The 13,768-nt window shown below is 52.5% G+C and carries 16 protein-coding genes and 2 pseudogenes; 7 read left to right on the forward strand and 11 right to left on the reverse strand.

The genetic code is table 11. The features are described from left to right. Nucleotides 1-76 precede the first annotated feature (76 nt). The 4 genes from XM38_RS22380 to XM38_RS22395 all read left to right on the forward strand — a co-directional run bounded on the left by XM38_RS22380 (nucleotide 77) and on the right by XM38_RS22395 (nucleotide 2,515). Complete coding sequence (locus XM38_RS22380; RefSeq protein WP_080811927.1) at nucleotides 77-778, forward strand: DUF4386 domain-containing protein; 702 nt, start codon at nucleotides 77-79, stop codon at nucleotides 776-778. After that, the gene (locus XM38_RS22385; protein WP_080811928.1) at nucleotides 779-1,759 is read left to right on the forward strand and encodes an NAD(P)-dependent alcohol dehydrogenase; all 981 of its coding nucleotides are present in this window, start codon (nucleotides 779-781) and stop codon (nucleotides 1,757-1,759) included. It begins immediately after the preceding gene. Nucleotides 1,760-2,099: 340 nt separating this feature from the next. Then, on the forward strand, nucleotides 2,100-2,354 hold the full coding sequence (locus tag XM38_RS22390) for a type II toxin-antitoxin system ParD family antitoxin (RefSeq protein ID WP_080811930.1): 255 nt from the start codon (nucleotides 2,100-2,102) through the stop codon (nucleotides 2,352-2,354). Nucleotides 2,355-2,356: 2 nt separating this feature from the next. Then, nucleotides 2,357-2,515, forward strand: coding sequence for a type II toxin-antitoxin system RelE/ParE family toxin (locus XM38_RS22395; RefSeq protein WP_137455207.1), 159 nt, complete (start codon nucleotides 2,357-2,359; stop codon nucleotides 2,513-2,515). A gap of 49 nt (nucleotides 2,516-2,564) precedes the next feature. Here the strand turns inward: XM38_RS22395 and XM38_RS22400 are convergent. Next, a pseudogene (locus tag XM38_RS22400) lies at nucleotides 2,565-3,517 on the reverse strand (ribulose bisphosphate carboxylase small subunit); the annotation flags it as partial. Nucleotides 3,518-3,532: 15 nt separating this feature from the next. Continuing rightward, nucleotides 3,533-4,018, reverse strand: coding sequence for a phosphoribosyl-AMP cyclohydrolase (gene hisI / locus XM38_RS22405; protein ID WP_080811932.1), 486 nt, complete (start codon nucleotides 4,016-4,018; stop codon nucleotides 3,533-3,535). A gap of 222 nt (nucleotides 4,019-4,240) precedes the next feature. On the opposite strand from hisI, the gene XM38_RS22410 reads away from it, so the two are divergent. The 3 genes and pseudogenes from XM38_RS22410 to XM38_RS22420 all read left to right on the forward strand — a co-directional run bounded on the left by XM38_RS22410 (nucleotide 4,241) and on the right by XM38_RS22420 (nucleotide 7,322). Then, entirely contained in the window at nucleotides 4,241-5,041 is an 801-nt protein-coding gene (locus XM38_RS22410; protein ID WP_137455208.1) for a PEP-CTERM sorting domain-containing protein, read from the forward strand. Nucleotides 5,042-5,093: 52 nt separating this feature from the next. Beyond that, nucleotides 5,094-6,059 carry a PEP-CTERM sorting domain-containing protein gene (locus tag XM38_RS22415; RefSeq protein WP_080811934.1) on the forward strand — a complete coding sequence of 322 codons (966 nt, stop codon included), beginning with the start codon at nucleotides 5,094-5,096 and terminating at the stop codon, nucleotides 6,057-6,059. A 194-nt stretch (nucleotides 6,060-6,253) separates the two neighbouring features. Continuing rightward, nucleotides 6,254-7,322: pseudogene (locus tag XM38_RS22420) on the forward strand (ISKra4 family transposase). Here XM38_RS22420 and XM38_RS22425 read toward each other — a convergent pair. The 9 genes from XM38_RS22425 to XM38_RS22460 form a co-directional block, all read right to left on the reverse strand. Beyond that, nucleotides 7,310-8,140, reverse strand: a complete 831-nt coding sequence (locus tag XM38_RS22425; protein ID WP_080811383.1) for a class I SAM-dependent methyltransferase — start codon at nucleotides 8,138-8,140, stop codon at nucleotides 7,310-7,312. The pseudogene XM38_RS22420 and the gene XM38_RS22425 sit on opposite strands and share 13 nt — an antisense overlap. Nucleotides 8,141-8,348: 208 nt before the next feature. Beyond that, nucleotides 8,349-9,998 carry a nucleoside recognition domain-containing protein gene (locus XM38_RS22430; RefSeq protein ID WP_088431106.1) on the reverse strand — a complete coding sequence of 550 codons (1,650 nt, stop codon included), beginning with the start codon at nucleotides 9,996-9,998 and terminating at the stop codon, nucleotides 8,349-8,351. A 135-nt stretch (nucleotides 9,999-10,133) separates the two neighbouring features. After that, nucleotides 10,134-11,258, reverse strand: coding sequence for an NAD(P)/FAD-dependent oxidoreductase (locus tag XM38_RS22435; RefSeq protein ID WP_080811386.1), 1,125 nt, complete (start codon nucleotides 11,256-11,258; stop codon nucleotides 10,134-10,136). Nucleotides 11,259-11,403: 145 nt separating this feature from the next. Next, a complete protein-coding gene (locus tag XM38_RS26210) occupies nucleotides 11,404-11,556 on the reverse strand; it encodes a hypothetical protein (RefSeq protein ID WP_187329511.1) in 153 nt (50 codons plus the stop codon). Nucleotides 11,557-11,653: 97 nt separating this feature from the next. Further along, a complete protein-coding gene (locus tag XM38_RS26555; RefSeq protein WP_080811389.1) occupies nucleotides 11,654-12,220 on the reverse strand; it encodes an IS630 family transposase in 567 nt (188 codons plus the stop codon). A 10-nt stretch (nucleotides 12,221-12,230) separates the two neighbouring features. Further along, nucleotides 12,231-12,725, reverse strand: coding sequence for a helix-turn-helix domain-containing protein (locus tag XM38_RS26560; protein ID WP_088431108.1), 495 nt, complete (start codon nucleotides 12,723-12,725; stop codon nucleotides 12,231-12,233). Nucleotides 12,726-12,769: 44 nt separating this feature from the next. After that, nucleotides 12,770-12,952, reverse strand: coding sequence for a hypothetical protein (locus XM38_RS22450; RefSeq protein WP_080811392.1), 183 nt, complete (start codon nucleotides 12,950-12,952; stop codon nucleotides 12,770-12,772). Nucleotides 12,953-12,958: 6 nt separating this feature from the next. Further along, a complete protein-coding gene (locus XM38_RS22455) occupies nucleotides 12,959-13,417 on the reverse strand; it encodes a WD40 repeat domain-containing protein (RefSeq protein ID WP_187329512.1) in 459 nt (152 codons plus the stop codon). Then, the gene (locus tag XM38_RS22460) at nucleotides 13,365-13,631 is read right to left on the reverse strand and encodes a WD40 repeat domain-containing protein (RefSeq protein WP_080811396.1); all 267 of its coding nucleotides are present in this window, start codon (nucleotides 13,629-13,631) and stop codon (nucleotides 13,365-13,367) included. The genes XM38_RS22455 and XM38_RS22460 overlap by 53 nt, the downstream gene beginning before the upstream one ends. Between the last annotated feature and the right edge of the window lie 137 nt (nucleotides 13,632-13,768).

Genomic DNA, 13,768 nt, shown 5'->3' on the forward strand with positions numbered 1-13,768 from the left:
AGTGGTATGACCCTCATATCGTCTTGCCCATAAGCTTCTTGTGTCGGTGATAAATACTCACAACAGGAATGGAGTAATGAAAGAAATGATTGCAGAAGCTTCGTTGCCATTCAAAGCGAGAATGGGTGGCGTTTTATACTTAATCATTATCATTGGAGGACTCTTCGGTGCGGGCTATGTTCCTTCCACGATCGTCGTACATGGTGATGCAGCAGCTACGGTAAATAACATCCTGGCAAACGAATCGCTCTATAGATTCGGACTTAGCATTCACATCATCGTAGTTCTTTGTAATATCCCTCTAGCAGTCATCTTTTACGACCTATTCGAGCTTGCAAACAAAAGTCTCTCTCGACTAGTGATGCTTTTTATATTGGTAGCAGCGACTATTGAGGGTGTCAGCTTACTCAATCAATTTGTCCCTCTAATCCTTTTACAGAGTGCTGCCACAATAACCGCAGAACAGCTTCAGGCTACGACTTATATGCACTTCCTGCTACAAGTTATAGGGTTTAATCTCAGTCTTGCATTTTTTGGCTGCTTCTGTCTTCTGGCTGGTTATTTAATTTTCAGATTAGGTGTCCTTCCTCGAATAATAGGTTTGCTTTTGGCGATAGGGGGAGCGTGTTACCTGATTAATAGTTTCGCCAACTTTCTAGTCCCTGAATTCGCTGTTAGTTTGTCCCCTTATATCTTTATCCCATGTTTTTTGGGGGAGGCAACACTCTGTTTGTCGTTGTTGATTAAGGGTGTAAGTCTTGAACAGAAGGTCATCTAAATGAAAAAGGTTGTATACACAAAGTATGGTTCCCCAGATGTCATTGAACTCATAGAGACCGAGAAACCGTTACCTAAGGATAATCAAGTTTTGCTAAAGGTTCATGCGGCATCTGTCAACATGTTGGATTGGTATCATCTAACAGGTCCTCCGGTGATCCGTTTAACAAACGGTACACTTTCCAAACCCAAAGAGACTTCACTTGGACTAGACGTGGCTGGTCAGGTTGAAGCTGTAGGCGATCGCGTAACCCAGTTGCAGCCAGGGGATGAAGTCTTTGGAATAGCCAAAGGTTCATTTGCAGACTATGCGTGCGCTGATGAACATGAGTTGGTACAGAAACCGGCCAACGTATCGTTTGAGGCTGCGGCTGCTACCCCTGTAGCAGCCTTGACAGCGCTACAAGGACTTCACAATAAAGGCCGAATCCAGCCAGGTCAAAAGGTTCTCATCAATGGAGCTTCTGGTGGCGTAGGGACGTTCGCTGTGCAGATAGCCAAATCCTTCGAGACCATCGTAACGGCTGTCTGTAGCACCCAAAACCTGGATATCGCTCGCTCAATGGGGGCAAACTACGCTATTGATTATACGCGAGAAGATTTTACGACGAATGGACGGCAATTTGACTTGATCTTTGCTGTCAACGGCTACCACTCGATTTTTGATTATCGCAGGGCATTGAGTCCTACGGGCATCTATGTCTCAGCTGGAGGGAAGCTGGCTCAAATTATTCAGGCAGCGCTTGTGGGACCCATACTATCGAAAGTTGGACGTCAGCAACTCTCATTTATGGGGATAGCGCAAGTGAAGCAAAAGGACCTGTCTATTATTGGAGAGCTGCTTGAATCTGGCAAAATCATACCCGTAATTGATAGATGTTATCCGTTAAGAGCAACATCACATGCCCTTCAATATCTTGGGGCGGGGCATGCCAAAGGAAAAGTCATCATCACTATGAGACCTGATGATAACAGCTCGTAAGGCGCGAATTCTCTCTAGCTGCCTAACACTACGCCGGAGCGGACGGATGACAAAATCTGAGTATTGACACGAAAACATTGACCGCCGTTCAGCTTCACCGTTAGGCGATTCTATTCTGGAGATGAATGAAGCTATTTTTTGCCAAGTCCTTGACAAGTTTCTCTATTTAGGCTATCAAGCTTATTTCCTAAGCATCCAAAAGCCTTAGAGCACTTACATAATTGCTCTATCAATGACCCTGACGACCATTTGCGAGAATGGGCAAGAAGACAACTTTTATAATGAGAACAGGTGAATTGAGCTTCAGCTTACATCGGTAGATAAAGTAAGAAGAGGTTTTATGAGTATCAGTCTAACCCCCGACCAGGAACGCTTCATCCAAACCAAGCTTCAAGCTGGCAAATATCGCTCTGCCGAAGAAGTCTTAGAAATCGCCCTGCGGTTACTGGATGAGTACGATCGCTCTGAAGCTGAATGGGTTGAAGAAGTTCGAGCCAAGATTGACGCGGCGATTGAAGCTTCTGAAAATACCGCCCCGATCGATGGTGAAACATTTGTTAACGGCATCCTGGAACGATTCCAGCAGGCAAAGTAACCATGAGTCGCTATGTCATCAACGTTCTTGCCAGTCAAGACCTGAATGAAATTGCTGACTATTTTGCTGGAAACAATATTGAAGCCGGGGAGCGGTTCTTTCAGGCATTTAACCGTAAATGCCAGCAGCTTGTTGCCTTCCCCAATAGCGGCAAGAGCTAAAAACTGCAAGCCACACACTGGTGCCAGATTTGATTTTTAAGGCTCACTCTGGCTTCTGAATCAGACTCTCCCATTGCCGCTGTTTCACTTTGGGGTCAATGCCCAGCAAACGCACATAGTCGCCGGGATGATCTGCCAAGAACTGCTCCACCTGGGTCAGCACCTGGGCCTCGTGGTTACTCGCAATGGTCGGGCCATTCTGCCAGGAACCTGCCTTAAATCGCCGGATATCGGCGAATTCCAGGCCAATGTGGTGCCCCTGACGGAGTTTTTGCCGGATTCGTCCACAATTTCTGCCCGCAAAGGGTGAGCTACCTGACCATTGTGATGCATAGACTGGAAGCCATTACTGGAGATAGGATTCTGCAAAGACCTGAGGCAGGCGATATCGTCAGCACAGCGATATCCGGCTCGCAGGGCCTGGTTGATTTCGACCACGTGATGAGAGAAGGTGCGATGGTCAAAGACCGGCCTCCGGCCATCGCTATCGTTAGCATCCGGTAACCGATCGGCAGCTTGCTGGGTCGTAATCACTGCTCCTGAGGGCACATACTTACCGGGGGGAATCTCCACATCTTGAATCAGGGCATGCATCATCACAATGCACCCGTGACCCACCTGGGCATTAAACACCGTCGAGCGAAAGCCAATAAAACACTCATTCCCAACGTAAGCGGGGCCATGAATCAACGCCATGTGGGTAATGCAGGTGTCGTGGCCAATCCACACAGAGTAGGCTTGCTGATCATCCCCTAAGACTCGTCCCTGCTCTAACCCATGAATGACCACCCCATCCTGAATGTTGGTATTCACCCCGATATAAAAGGGAGTCCCTTCATCCGCTCGAATGGAGGTATTGGGGGCGATAATCACATTTTCGCCCAGCTGCACATCACCAATCAGACTGCACTGGGGATGAACATAGGCAGAAGCTGCAATTGTAGGCTGATCTAGGTCATGGTCCCAGGGAGTGGGTGGGGCGGGTTGACGACGGAGCGGCATGGTACCTTCCTTGATTCAAAGTTGAGTGGGATTGGGAGCACCCCCGTAGACGGTGGCGGGGTCAAAGGTCTTGGTCTTTTCCGTAAACGTGAGCGCAATGGGCCGATTAACCTCAACCCCCTCGTCGCCAGGGGAAATCTGGCGGTAAAAGCAAGAGCGATAGCCCACATGGCAACTGGCTCCTGACCCAAATACCTTGACCTTCATCAACAGGCAATCCTGGTCATCATCAATCAGCAATTGCTGCACGGTCTGCACCAGGCCGCTGGTCGCACCTTTATGCCAGAGCTGCTGACGGCTGCGACTGTAGTAGTGGGCTTCGCCCGTTTCGAGGGTTTTCAGCAATGCTACTTCATTCATGTAGGCGTGCATCAGCACCTCGCCGGTTGCAGCATCCGTGGTGACGACGGGGATGAGCCCATGGGCGTCAAACTTAGGGGCCAGAAGCATTCCTTCTTCGACAGCTTCAACCGAGGTACGGGCGGCAAAGGGTGATGACATAGGGCAGAGAGTAACAATGACAAGCGCTGGTCTAGGGCAAATAGGTGGCCTCAGCTGGGCCTGAGAGCGTCGACTGGTGGTTGATTCGGGAACTGCGGCAGCCTCTTTCTCGGTTTGCTCTAAATTTGCAGACATCAACTTTACCGAGACTTTATATCTGTCTCAGTATATATCCCATAAGGTGAGAATGATAATCATTCTGGTCGAATTGAGGTTTTCTCTATGCTCAGTTTTGGCAAGTCAATCATTGCGATCGCCCACAAAAAGGGGGGCGCGATGGTCCTCCGGACCGGCTCCGCCATCGCAGCCGGCACAACCCTGAGTCTACTTACCATTAATCCTGCCCAAGCAGCTACCTTTGAGATTTCATGGACGGGACAAATTCTGGGCTACAGTGCCGAGGGTCGTTTCAGCTACGACGACACCCAAACCTTTGAAGATGGAATTGTGCGAGGTGACGATTTAGACGCGTTTGACATTGCCTTCTTCGACCCGCAGGGCAATCTGATCCAAGAATTTGAGGATAACCACCTTACCTATCCAGAGTTCAACTTTAATTTCGACACCCAAACGGGTGAAATTCTGCAAGATGGCTTTTTCGATGAGCCGAATGGCATTAACGTTGGAGAATTTACGGTTCTGTTCGATGACGCGGGGGACACTATTGGGGCAACGGGACTGAACTTCTGGTCGGCGGCTCCCGTTGAAGATGGAGAACCTGTCCCCCATGTTCACCTAACCGATTTTGGCAATAACTTTCCTGACCTGCCGATAGGCTTCGTCCCCCCCGAGTTTGTCGAGGAGTCCCCCAATTTGTCGGTACGCGTTCGTCCCCATCTCGATGTCGCTTTCTTTACCCGCACACAGGCACAGCTTTTGGATGATCCAGATGCAGGTGATCAGCTCGGCCAGAGGATGGTTGCAACCCCGGTACCTGAACCGGGTGCTTTAGTCGGACTGGGTGCGATCGCATTGCTAGCCGCTCGTTTGCGGAGAAAATCTGGTGCGATTGACTCGATATGATTTGCTCGTCCCAGACACTGACCTAAAAATCTCACACACATCCTTTAAATCCATGCTGACATTCCTACTTAAGCTCTCCGCCTGGAGCGTCGTTCCCCTGCTCGGTACGTTGCTGCTGCCTGCATCCGTCGAAGCAGCCCTCTTTTACGCTACAGGACAGCGTCTGACCCAAGCTGTTCCAGGCGTTCACGATGATATCCGTGAAAACTTTTTGTTTGCGGTGGATTCAACAACAGGCATTGCCACCCCCGTTTCACCTGAGACCAGCGGATTACCGTCAGCCTTAGCGGGGACAGCGGAGCAGCGACTGTTGGGCTATCAATTTAGCGGCCAACTAGTGGAGATTGATCTAAACTCTGCCACCCAAACCCCCATCGGTGAACCCACCGACCTAGCTGCCACCAGTTTTGACGTCCTGGAGGATGGTAGAGGATTTATTGTGCCTTTTGATGAGAGTTTCAATACTCAACAACTCCATCAAATTGACGTAACCACAGGAGCAGCCATTCCTCTGGGCTCATCTCAGGCGGTTGGCGATGCGGTTGACAATGCCCGCAGTACTCAACTGGGCACAGCCAACCCTTTTGTAATTAGTCTGGGGTCGGTTGATAATAGCCTCTATGGCATCGACCTCGATACTGAGTCCTTGATTCAGTTTGATCCAGAGACGGGAGACGCTGCTGTTGTCGGCGAGGTGGGCGCTGTAACCGCAGACGATCGCGCTGTATTTAGCGGTTTTGCGGCGTTGACAGGGGTTGACACCGATACTGATGGCCAGTTTGATGCTCTCTTTGGCAATGTCAACTTTATCGATGATGACAACGATCCGGCAACGCCGGTTCAGCGTCTGGGTGGGATTGCTCGCTACGACCTGAGCGATGGCTCTTGGGATCTAGTGGGGACTAACCCCGGCGTTATTTTCTTTGGATTTGGGGCCTCTCCTGCTGCTGTCCCTGAACCGGGTGTTCTACTGGGCCTTCTCAGTCTCGGATTCTTGGGCGGGTGGAAGAGGCGGTAACTCCCTGAACTCAGCCACCTCGAAAGGATCATTGGCAGCGGTTCGGGCAGTACGTTGCTATGGGTTTCATGACTTGCCAATCGTCAAATACAGAATTCGACCCGAATTTTTGAAGAGGGGCAGGGAGCATCTCATTTTTGCGAGAACCCAGCATCTGTGCTGAGATGAAAGGGTAGTCTCTACCCCAAAAGCTCTTGTCCCCCGAAGACCAAGCCGCCTTAGCCCAGCATAGCCGCGAGATTGCCAAGATTCTGCATCGCAATAGCCCTCCTGAAGCCGTTGACACACTTGAAGGCATTGAAACGACGGTGCGGCAGCAGATGCTGGAGCACGTCAGTCCCGAAGTGGGAATTTTTTTGTCGAAGCGTGCACCCAAACCCAACGGGGACGCCCCCGGCAGCTAAAAAGTGTTCTGGGGACCCTCCCGATTCGGGAACAGCAAGCCCAGCGGTTGGGCCTCGAACCCCACGGTTCGTCTCAGCCCGCTCTTTGAGAAATGTGCGTTGCGGGTTGCGGCCTGCCAAAGCTATGGGAAAAGGCGAAACCGACGTGTCCGTTTTAACGGGGATGTCGTTGAGTCATTCAACGCTGCAACGCCTCGTGCAACGCCAACGTGAGACCCCACCGGAGGCGAAGCAGACGGTCACCGAGATCAGTGTCGATGGCGGTAAAGTGCGCCTGCGGCATCCGGAAAAAGGCGAACCCAGTTACTGGAAAGAATACAAGAGTGCTCGGGTCGAGAATCTGTACTATGGGGCGGCGTTTCAGGCAAATGACTGGCTGCAAGACTGGCTAAATAGCCAACCGTTAGCGAACCCCATCATCTGCCTTGGCGATGGGCATCGGGGCGTCTGGGCGGTGTTTCGTCCCATCGCCACCGTGGAAACCCGTTTAGAAATTCTCGATTGGTACCACTTGGTCGAAAACCTCTATGGAGTTGGGGGCTCATTAAAACGGCTGAAACAAGCCAAAGCTCTGTTATGGGAAGGGCGGGTTGATGAAACCCAGGCGTTATTTACCGACTGCGCTCTGGAGCAAGCCCGGCGATTCTGTGATTACTTGGAGCGACATCGTCACCGAATTGTGAATTACGGCTATTTTCAAGCTGAACAAATCTGTTCGATTGGCTCAGGTGCAGTTGAGTCAGCCATCAAGCAGATTGACCATCGCATGAAACTCCCAGGCGCTCAATGGGTGCCCGACAATGTTCAGCAAGCCTTGCAGGTGCGATGTGCCTATCTGAATAGAGCCTACGATTGTTGATGTTTTTGCAACTTTGAGATGCTCCCGAGGGGCACCATGATAAAGGACAGCGTTCTCGCCCAAAGCGGCAGACGTTTGGGATAGTTGGCAAACTGAGCCAGGTAGTAAACTTCGTCTTTGAGGGTAATGCCATCCGCCCAGGTCTCTACTTCTCTGCCGCTGTCGATACCTGACTTGAATTCGGCGTCTGTTTTGGAAACAGTATCGTGGCGGGCGGTATGGTTTGCTGATTTGCGGTTCAGTACATCAAATACAAATTCTGCGGGAGCCAGGCGATCGCGGATTTGCAGGATCAGCGATCGATTTTCTGCCTCACTTAAATAAGGAGACACCCCTTCCATCAGGATCAGCAGGGGCTGATCGACAGAGTGCTGGATCTGATCGATCCAGGAAAAATCGAGAATTGACGCTGGAATGAACCGATAGCGATCATTTTCTTGAAAAAACCTCTGGCGAAACTCAATCACTTCAGGAAAGTCAACGTCATACCAACGCACGCCGCCGTTATCCAGGCGGGTAAAGCGAGTACACAATCCGCAGCCCAGGTTGACTACAACGGCATTGGGATGAGCCTTAAGGAATTGTTGGGTTATGTGATCGTATTCCTGCACTCGAACCACAACACCCAGTTGGGAAGCCCAGCCCTTGGCATATTTGTCAAAGTCATAATTCGTTCGCTCGACAATTTCAACTGCTTCAGGATCTTGAAAAAAGCTATCCGAGCGCTGGGTCTCAACGTAGCGAGCATACAGGGTAATCATTAGGGTTTCGGCTACCCCAGTTAATGGATCTGCGGATTCTTTCTGAGTGCTAGTCATGGGTATTCACCGTTGTTTAGGTAGTGCGATCGCAAGCCGACATGGGTCAAATCAGCCGTCTCAGGTCTGTATCATGCCCTTCTCTCAAGACCCGGTGCTTGGAAAAGCGCTGGATGGGCCTGATTATTAATGAGAATATCTCTCAATAGTTTAGGGATATTGTAACTTGACTAACGGTCAGTAGGGGCTCACAAACCATGACTCTGCTTCAGGTAGATGTCCCAAAAACTGCGCCTCCCCAGGCCAACAGCATTGAAAACGCGATCGCGGCGATCGCCTGGCGAGCCATCAGCCCCACTGCAAACCGCATCGACTGTTCGCGGGCAATGGTGAGTGCAGTGACCAAGCAGGGCAGCAACACCCCGGCCAGGTACACCCCCGTCAAGATTTGCAGGGGGGTGAGTACTGCCAATGTGTCTGGTTCGGCAAAGAGCAGCAGTCCGTCTTTGCGAATCGAGGCCAAGATCACAGGTACAGCCGCCTCTGGAGGCAGACCAAACAACCCCATCAGGGGATTGATCCAGCCTGCTAGAGCAATGATCAGACCGAGCCAGTCCAACACTGAAGCGATGACAGTAATCACTAAAAAGATGGGAATCGCATTGGTGAAAAACTGGCTGAGGGTGCTTTGGGTTTCGCGCCAGATGGCCGACCAGCGGGGCATTTCCAAAAAGGTGCGCCGCTCAATCATCAGGGCGTTGTGGGGAGAGCGGGCGGCTTTAGGCGCAATCAGGCGGGTGTAGATCAGCGTGGTCAGGGTCAAATAGCCCAGGTAGGGCACCACTAAACCGGGCAAATTGGCAGCGCTGAAGACCCCCAGGGTGGCCCCGAACTGGTAAGAACAGGCGGAGCCAAAAGCGATCGCACTCACACAGGTCTGCCGGGAACAACTGGAACAGGCGCGAGTGCTGATCACGGCGGGCACATTGCAGCCAAACCCCATAATTACCCGCACCAAATCTCGCCCGGATAGGCCAAACGGTCTCAGGAGTGGATGCAGCGCTACGGTAAGGCGCTCCACCAATCCGCTGGCCTTGTATGCGCCTAGAAACAGGGCATACAGCATCACCGTCGGCACCGCCCAGACGAATAACAGCGGCCCCATGGTGACTAAGCCATAGCGGCCAATCAAAATCGCCTCTAGCAGCGAGGGGGCCTGAGCTAGGACATTGACCAAAGGGGCTAATCCGGCTTGTATCAGTGGATCGAGCAGGCCCGCGACGCCATTGGCAACCCAAACGGCAATGACCGCAGGCAACAGCAGCAATAGGATGGCCAGCAACCCACCCCAGCGGGGATGTTCCAACCAGGTGGGCGCGGGCTCGATTCGCCAGCCCGCCGGAATCGGGTGCCATTGCTGGGGGAAGGGAACTGGAGTCTGCAACCCCTCTAGAATCTGCTGGCGTTGTCCTGGGCTTAAATGACGGGCATCTACAGGAATAAACTTCACCTGAAAGGTTTGCTCCCAACGGCCCACAACCTGCTGGGTGAAGTCAGAGGGCAATACCTTATCCCAGAAGGTGACGATCACCAGCCCCTGTTTCCCAGCCACGAGCGGCAACAAATCCGCCAGATCATCATCCATGTGGGTCGCTTGAACGACTAACAAAATCCGGTCATGGGCCTGAAGTTGCGCCAGGGCAGTTCGGGTAGTGGCAGTGTCAGAGCGAAAGAGAATGCCGGGGGTGTCGATAAAGGCATTGTCTCGGGTCTGATAGGTCTCGCAGGCGATCGTCGAGCCCTGAATACTAGTGCTGGTGGGCGATCGCCCCGTGAGCGCTGCGGCCAGTTCAGATTTGCCGGTGCTTTCTTTGCCGACAATGACGGTGGTGCGTTGGGTGGGTGGTGCGGTGGGCATGGGGGATAGGTTGGAAGTGGATGGGTAGGGGGGAAAAGTTTTAAGTTCTTAGTTTTGTTCGCGCAGCGACTCCAGAGGAGTAATTTTGAGTTGGCGGCTGAGTAGAAGAATTCAAAATTCAAAATTCAAACCTTGCTAGCAGATACAGTCGTTGCTGCAGCAGGAGAGATCGTCGAGGAAAAGTCCAGCCTCGCGGTAAGCCTCAAGGGGGGTGGGGTCGAGATCGAGGCGCTGGGCGATCGCATGGGCCACCACTGCAAAGCGCTGGCGGAACTTGTAGATGAAGCAGAAAATCAGGTCGCCATGGCGCACGGAAGGACCGCTCACAAAGAGACCTGGGGTGAGGGTAGATTCGTCATTTTCCGTGAGGGCGGCATAGCCCTCGGACCAATCGAATAGGGGAGCAATCTGCTTCAAGCTGGTGTCAAAACCGGTGCAGAGAATGGGGGGATGGGCCGTCACCCACTTCTGGTATTCGCTGTAGACCGCGTAGCCGCCGGGAACAGGTTTGACTTCTTCAATGGGGGCGTCACCCACCATGTCTAGGCGACCGGTGCGATAGACAAATTCCAGACGCTGCAGGGTGTAGGGCGATAGGGATACGCTGGGATCCGTGTCAGGATCGGCCCAGGCTCCAGTGCGATCAAGCACACCGACTTTCTTTCCCAGCGCGACTAAATTGGTAGCGGCATCCATGCCGCTTTCGTAACCGCCGATGATGAGGAATTCGTCGCCCTCTAGCTCCGCCCACGACCGAATTTGAGTGTTGTGGAGGCAGTGCTCTGCCCCCGGAAAGGGATTGAGCTGGGGGTATTGATATTCCCCGGCGGCCCAAATGACAAACTGGGTAGACAGGTCACCGCTGCTGGTGTGCAGGGTAAAGCCTCCCTGGGGCAAGGGCTCAACGGTTTTTACATCGACTTCTGTCTGAATTGGCAGCTCAAAATGATCGGCAACGGTCTGCAGGTACAGGGCGTACTGCTTGCCGCTGATATGTTCGCGCCGAAATGCGATCGCAGGCGAAGTCTTCAAGGTCACTGCATTCAGGTCGAGCAGGCCAAAACCATGGCTTGGGAATGATGGGGTGATGAAGTTCATCTCCTGGGGCCAACGGCTAAAGGAGGCTCCGACCTGGTGTCTTTCTAAAATTGTGAAGTGCTCTAGACCCAGTTCTTTGAGCACGACGCCACAGCCGACGCCTGCCGCTCCGGCACCCACAATCACAACGTCATAGGACAGCTTCGTTTGGGGTTGGCTCACGCTGATTTACCCGAATCACTGAGAATATTAGAATGATAATCATTATCAAATCTCTTGTCTAGGAAATGGGTACAAGGTTTCAGGTTCACGGTGTATGGCTCATGAAATAGGGGCACCTTGCACCGTACACCTTGCACCCTAAACCTCATCCATCAACGCCACTGTTGTCAGACCGAGGCCGATACCGACCGTAGCGAAAGCGCTCACTACTGACAGCCGCTGCATCATTCCAGCACCAATCGAAGCTTTTTCGAGCCACTGGCGGCCAGACGGCGGCTAACCCCAGAATCGTGAGCACGGATGCCAACCCCAGGCTAAAGCCACCTAAAAGCACTAACCCGTAGGCGATTTGGTGTAAGGCGATCGCGCTCAGCAGCAGGCTTTATACTAATTCTCTAGATTCCAGCTACAGATAAAGCCTCCAATATGGAGGCTCTCCCAGTAATCGAGGCAACCGTGGCTGAGGTCAATGCAAGCAACTGCTCCTTGATAAGGTGTCGCAGTTCATCTAAGGTTTTGAGTCGTTTCCAGCGCAGCCGCTTTTTGAGGTATTGCCACACTTGCTCAATGGGATTGCATTCCGGCGCATGGGCCGGTTGAAACATCAAGAGGAGATTGTCTGGTACCTGTAAGCGTTTGGCTTTGTGCCATCCGGCTTGAGCTAACTGGATGATTAAAATACTGTCGGGGTATTGCTGAGCGACCAGTTCCAGAAAACGCTGAAAGCAGTCGGTATTCCAGTGGGTGAATTCGTAGAAAAAATGCTCACCTGTCGCTGGCTCCACCACGCCGTAGAGATAGGTGGCCTGAAAGGTCCAACGAACTTTGCCCACGGGTTTGACCCCACGTGCCGTAATCCGTCGTCCCGTGAGGGTTTTCAAGCCAACGCGACTCTCATCCTGGCAGAAGCATCGCACCGAACCACTCCAGCCCAAGACACTGATGGCGAAGAACGCCAGCATCGCGAGGTTCTCAGCCAGTTTTTTTATATGCGACTATCTGCGCTTCGTCCGGTTTATCGCTTTTCGGCCGCACCACTTTGGGTGCAGCCCCAAGCCGGTAGTACACCCACTTATGAACCGTTTTGTACGGAGCCACAATCCCCAATTCCAGGGCCAACCATTGCCGGATCGCCTCGTAGCTCTCAAAGCCTTCCGGTTGCTCTAAACGATTTCGCAAGGCGGTTTCGGCCCAGTCGGGTAGCGTCGATTTGCCGCCCGGATGGGGTTTGTGGCTCCGTAACGCTTCTAATCCCCCTTGGCGGTAACGCTTGGCCCATGTCTGTATCGTCACTCGATGACGTCCCAACAATGAGGCCGCCGCTTGCTGTATCGTCTCGGCTTGCTCACTTTTGAGGAGGTAGAGCAGTTGAATCCGTTCTTTATCCGAGGCTGTTGTTTGATTTCTCAGAAGCGCTTTGAGCGCTTGCTCGCTTTCCGTTATTTCGAGGTGATAGACGCCTGACATCGCTCGTGTTGAGTGCTTCAACTCCTGTCTAGCATCTGTAGCCTCTACTTACAGAATTGGTATAAATCCAGCAAATAACTCTGCCACCCCTCATCGGGAATCAGTATCCACATGGCAACCAGGTTCCACGTGGCGGTTGCCAAAATGGGGGAGCGATCAGCATCAGGAACATCGGCCCAGGCGAGTTGCCGCACCTTGCCGGGCAGCCCTGCCAGCAGAGCGGGCAAATCTGCTTAATGATCCGAAGATTGCTTTAGGGCACGGACGTTGTCCCAGGTGAGGACGCCGACGCTGTTATCCTGATTGGCTGACGCCAAATAGGCTCCCTCGGAGGACCATTTTAAGATTCGACTGGCGGCCATCAGTTCCCATTCATATCGAGGGGAAATCCAGCGAGACGTTTCCCAAATTTGAATCCGTTGCTGAGCCGACACCGCTAGATGAGTGCCATCGGGAGACCAGCCCAGATCTTGCACATTGGCGGGCAATTCCAGGGTGGCTAGGGTTTCACTCTGGTCAGCATCCCAAATATGAACCGTTTTGCCACAGTTGTAAGCGAGCCAGGGTTGATGGGGGTGCCACTGCAGGCGATCGAGCCAGGTTGAACCCCAGGTCAGCGTCTTTACCAACTCAGGTGAGTCAGCAGACAGCCGCCAGAGTGTCACCGCCCCGGCTTGCCCGGCTGCCGCCAACCACTGCCCCTTCCCCGGAAAACCCTAGGGCATCAATGGAAGCGCCATTGGCGGCCTGCAATATGGTTTCTTGAAAGTCTTGCCACAGAACCACCTCCCCGGCCCCAGAAGCGATCGCCAATCTATTCCCGACCGGCGACCAGACCAGGGCGGTAATGTACTCCGACAGCGATCGGTGAACCTGTAGTTCTACCAGGGATTTGAGAGAGAGCATAATATAGCCTGAACCAATGGAATGGACTGACCTGCCGCCAGAAAATCTGACCCGCACGCCATAATAAAGTGATAATGATTATCATTCTAATTCAAGTCAGTCGTCAAGCTGTTAGGGAGCGATCGATTTCCGCTAAG

Origin of the sequence: Halomicronema hongdechloris C2206 (assembly GCF_002075285.3) — a bacterium.
Classification (GTDB): Bacteria; Cyanobacteriota; Cyanobacteriia; order Phormidesmidales; family Phormidesmidaceae; genus Halomicronema_B; species Halomicronema_B hongdechloris.